Origin of the sequence: Paraburkholderia sp., assembly GCF_049581445.1 — a bacterium.
GTDB lineage: Bacteria > Pseudomonadota > Gammaproteobacteria > Burkholderiales > Burkholderiaceae > Paraburkholderia.
Window position 1 is genome coordinate 1 of sequence record NZ_JBAURZ010000195.1, and the last position, 4359, is coordinate 4359.

The window sequence follows — 4359 nt, forward strand, 5'->3', positions numbered from 1 at the left end:
GCTGCGCCAGGCGCGTATGACGCAGGGCACATTGCCCGTCGCCCAGCCTCTCGCGCTCTATGACGCGCTATTTGGACGCAAAGACAGCGGCGCGGGCACAGCTCAGGGCGCGACGATGCTCGAAGCGCGCGATTCCGCCGCCGACGCACCCTCGTTTTTCGCGCCGCCCTCAGCCAGCAACCCAGCCTTCCACGGATCTGACGAACAACCGCTCGGCTTTGCCCTCGGCCAGGTGCATGGTATTTACGTGCTGGCGCAAAACGCGCAAGGGCTGGTGATCGTCGACATGCACGCTGCCCACGAGCGCATCCTGTACGAGCAGTTCAAGAATGCGCTCGCGGACCGGACGATCGCCGTACAGCCGCTATTGATACCGGTATCGATGCAAGCCGATCCGGTCGAAATCGGCACCGTGGAAGAAGAGCGCGACACGCTCGATGCACTTGGCTTCGATCTCGCCGTGCTTTCGCCAACCACGTTGGCGATTCGTGCGGTGCCGGCGCTGCTCAAGGACGCTGATCTGCAGGCACTGGCTCGCGCGGTGCTTGCAGATCTGCATGCCTTTGGCGGCTCACGCGTGCTGACCGAGCGGCAACACGAATTGCTCGGCACGCTGGCCTGCCACCACGCGGTGCGCGCGAACCGGCGTCTGACGCTGGATGAAATGAATGCGCTGCTACGTCAGATGGAGGCCACCGAGCGCGCAGACCAGTGCAATCATGGGCGCCCGACGTGGTATCAGCTGACGCTCTCCGATCTCGACCGACTGTTCATGCGCGGACAGTGACGGTGCATTCCACGACGCCCAAACGGCACACGCCTGCTTGCCGATGACTGCACGCACGCCCATGCCGATCCCGTGCCTGCTCGGCCCAACTGCGTCCGGCAAAACAGCGGCTGCCTTGGCGCTGGCTGCGAAGCGGCCGGTGGAAATCATCAGCGTCGATTCCGCGCTGGTTTACCGCGAGATGGATATCGGCACTGCCAAGCCCACGCTCGAAGAGCGCGCGGTCGCGCCACATCATCTGATCGATATCGTCGATCCCACCGACGCCTATTCGGCAGCGCAGTTTCGCGCGGACACCTTGCGGTTGACAGGAGAAATCCATGCACGCGGACGGCTGCCTCTGCTGGTCGGCGGGACCATGCTGTATTACAAGGCGCTCACGCAGGGCCTGAATGACTTACCCGCCGCGGACGCCGACGTACGCGCGACCCTCGACGCCGACGCCGCGAGCGACGGCTGGCCTGCCCTGCATGCACGCCTCGCCACGGTCGATCCCGCGACGGCCGCGCGCCTCGCGCCGAACGACTCGCAGCGGATTCAACGTGCGTTAGAGGTATTCATGCTGACTGGGCAACCGATGTCGGCTTTGCTCGCCGCCCCTGCTCCCGTGGATCACGAAGCGGCACAGTGGCGCTTCGCGCCTATCGCGCTCGAGCCATCAGATCGCAGCGTGCTGCACGCTCGCATCGAGAAGCGCTTCGATGTGATGCTTGCCGGCGGCTTCGTCGACGAGGTGGTGAAGCTGCGCGAACGCGGTGACTTGTTGCCCGAAATGCCGTCCATGCGATGCGTGGGCTATCGGCAGGTTTGGGAATATCTGGATGGTGAGGTCGACTACGCGACGATGCGCGACAAGGGTGTTTTTGCGACGCGCCAGTTGTGCAAGCGGCAACTCACCTGGCTGCGGGGAATGGACCGGGTCATTGTCGATTGCTGTCGCAGCGATGCCACGGCGTTGGCGGTCGAAGCCTTGGAAAATATCTGCGCAAACTAATTACCCGTTGCGTTGTGATCCAGGCAACTGATCGCAGGCGATTCGCGCGCCCATAAAAAAAGCCGCCTGATTCGCTTCGATATCAGGCGGCTTTTTGCAGCGGAACTGCGCGACAGCGGCGCTTACACCACTACAGTCTGAGCCTCACCAGCCGCGCTCTCGCGAATCACGCCGATCTTCCAGACCTGTTCGCCAGCTGCGGACAGCGAACCAATCGCCGCGTCGGCATCAGCGGCGGACACAACAACTGCCATGCCAATACCGCAGTTGAACACGCGATGCATTTCCGCGTCCGCCACGCCGCCGTGCTTCTGCAGCCACGTGAACAGCGGCGGCATCGGCCAGCCACGATGGTCCAGCTCAGCCGTCAGACCTTCTCGCAATACGCGCGGAATGTTTTCAACCAACCCGCCGCCCGTGATGTGCGCCATGCCCTTGACTGCGATCTGCTGCATCAAGGCCAGCAGCGGCTTCACGTAAATATGCGTCGGCGCCATCAGCGCATCCGCCAGCGACCGCCCGTCAAAATCCGCGTTCAGATCCGGCTGCGCACGCTCGATAATCTTGCGCACCAGCGAAAACCCATTCGAATGAATCCCGCTCGACGCCAGACCCAGCACAACATCGCCCGGGGCAATCGTACTGCCGTCGATAATCTTGCTCTTTTCGACCGCGCCAACCGCGAAACCCGCCAGATCGTATTCACCGTCGGGGTACATGCCCGGCATTTCCGCCGTTTCGCCGCCGATCAGCGCGCAGCCGGCCAGTTCGCAGCCCTGGGCGATGCCCTTCACAACCGTCGCGGCCGTGCTGACGTCCAGCTTGCCGCAGGCAAAGTAATCGAGGAAGAACAGCGGCTCGGCGCCCTGCACCAGGATGTCGTTGACGCTCATCGCCACCAGATCCTGGCCCACCGTGTCATGCTTGTTCAGATGAAACGCCAGCCTCAGCTTGGTGCCCACGCCGTCCGTGCCCGACACGAGCACCGGCTCCTTGTACTTCTTCGGCACTTCGAAGAGGGCGCCAAACCCGCCGATGCCACCCAGCACACCGTCGCGCATCGTCTTCTTGGCAAAGGGCTTGATCGCGTCGACAAGGGCGTCGCCCGCGTCGATGTCCACGCCGGCGTCGCGATACGACAAACCTTGGGCGTCAGGGGCGGATTTCGGTTGATTCATGGGGAAGAGCGAGAAGGTCGGTAAAATGCGATTTTAACCGATGCCGGACGGTTGGCTGGACTTTCACCCGCGCCAACTCTCCTGGGAAGCCAATTTTGCAGCAGAACACTTCGATTCTTACGCCCTATCAGCGGCAGGCCGCCGTGTGGGTCGCTATTGCACTGGGCCTCGGGATCCTCCTCTGGCTCCTGCGGCCCGTGCTCACGCCTTTCCTGCTCGGCGCGATCCTCGCCTACATCCTCCAGCCGGGCGTGGCGGGGATGGTACGCCGCCGCGTGCCGCGCGGACTCGCCGCCCTGCTGATGATGCTGGTCTTCACCTTCGCGTTGACCATCCTCGTTCTGCTGGTACTGGTGGTCATCCAGAAAGAAGGGCCTCAACTCAAGCAACAGGTGCCGGTGCTGTTCGCGCACCTCAACGCGTGGCTGCAACCCAAGCTCGCCCTGCTCGGCCTGGCCGATTCGCTCGATTTCGCCAGCATCCGCGATCTCGTCACTGGACAGCTCGAAGGCAGCGCGCAAACTATCGCCCTCTACGCCTGGACCTCGATCCGCACCAGCAGCAACGTGATGATCACGCTGGTCGGTAATGTCGTGATGGTGCCGCTCGTGCTGTTCTATCTGCTGTACGACTGGAACCGCATGCTCGAACGCGTACAGGCATTCATTCCGCGCCGCTGGCTCGACAAGACCCTGCAGCTTGCCCGCGACATGGACCAGATGCTGTCGCAATACCTGCGCGGCCAGCTGCTCGTCATGGCGGTGCTCGCGGTGTTCTACGCGATCGCGCTGACCATCGCCGGCTTCGAGATAGCGCTGCCGGTCGGCATCTTTACCGGCGTGGCCGTGTTCATCCCGTACATTGGCTATGCCACGGGTCTGGCGCTCGCGCTGGTGGCAGCGCTGCTGCAGTTCGGCGACTGGTATGGTTTCGGCGCAGTGGCGATCATCTACGGCGTCGGGCAGATTCTCGAGGGGTTTTTCCTGACGCCGCGTCTGGTTGGCGAACGAATCGGCCTGCATCCGCTTGCCGTGATTTTCGCGTTGCTCGCGTTCGGCCAGCTGTTTGGCTTTTTCGGTGTGCTGCTGGCGTTGCCCGTCAGTGCGATCCTGTCTGTGGCGATACGGGAATTGCGGCAAGGTTATCTGTCGAGCACGCTGTACAAGAACTGACGACCCGGCCGATCTACCCAAAACCACTCCAAGCGGCTCCTGACGACTCCCTTTTCCGGCTTCCACTACTGTGCTTCGTCAACTGACGCTCGATCTCGGCACCCCGCCGCCTTCGACATTCGACAACTTCTTCGCCGGCAGCAACGCCGAACTGGTCACGCGACTGCGCGAGCTGGAAGGCGCGCTCGCCGCCGGACCGGTGCCGGATCGCACCTTCTACGTCTGGGG

General features: G+C 63.0%; 3 protein-coding genes and 2 pseudogenes. 4 read left to right on the forward strand and 1 reads right to left on the reverse strand.

Going from position 1 to position 4359, the window contains the following annotated elements; all coding sequences use genetic code 11:
- Nucleotides 1–787 (forward strand): annotated as a pseudogene (gene mutL / locus WCA85_RS17150) (DNA mismatch repair endonuclease MutL); the annotation flags it as partial.
- Between the two features lie 43 nt (nucleotides 788–830).
- Complete coding sequence (gene miaA / locus WCA85_RS17155; RefSeq protein WP_424065856.1) at nucleotides 831–1781, forward strand: tRNA (adenosine(37)-N6)-dimethylallyltransferase MiaA; 951 nt, start codon at nucleotides 831–833, stop codon at nucleotides 1779–1781.
- A gap of 122 nt (nucleotides 1782–1903) precedes the next feature.
- On the opposite strand, the gene purM is transcribed toward miaA, so the two are convergent.
- Nucleotides 1904–2959 (reverse strand): phosphoribosylformylglycinamidine cyclo-ligase, encoded by a 1056-nt coding sequence (gene purM, locus WCA85_RS17160; protein WP_424065858.1) that lies wholly within the window; start codon nucleotides 2957–2959, stop codon nucleotides 1904–1906.
- A 95-nt stretch (nucleotides 2960–3054) separates the two neighbouring features.
- On the opposite strand from purM, the gene WCA85_RS17165 reads away from it, so the two are divergent.
- Both WCA85_RS17165 and WCA85_RS17170 read left to right on the forward strand, forming a co-directional pair.
- The gene (locus WCA85_RS17165; RefSeq protein ID WP_424065860.1) at nucleotides 3055–4131 is read left to right on the forward strand and encodes an AI-2E family transporter; all 1077 of its coding nucleotides are present in this window, start codon (nucleotides 3055–3057) and stop codon (nucleotides 4129–4131) included.
- Nucleotides 4132–4201: 70 nt separating this feature from the next.
- A pseudogene (locus WCA85_RS17170) lies at nucleotides 4202–4359 on the forward strand (DnaA regulatory inactivator Hda); the annotation flags it as partial.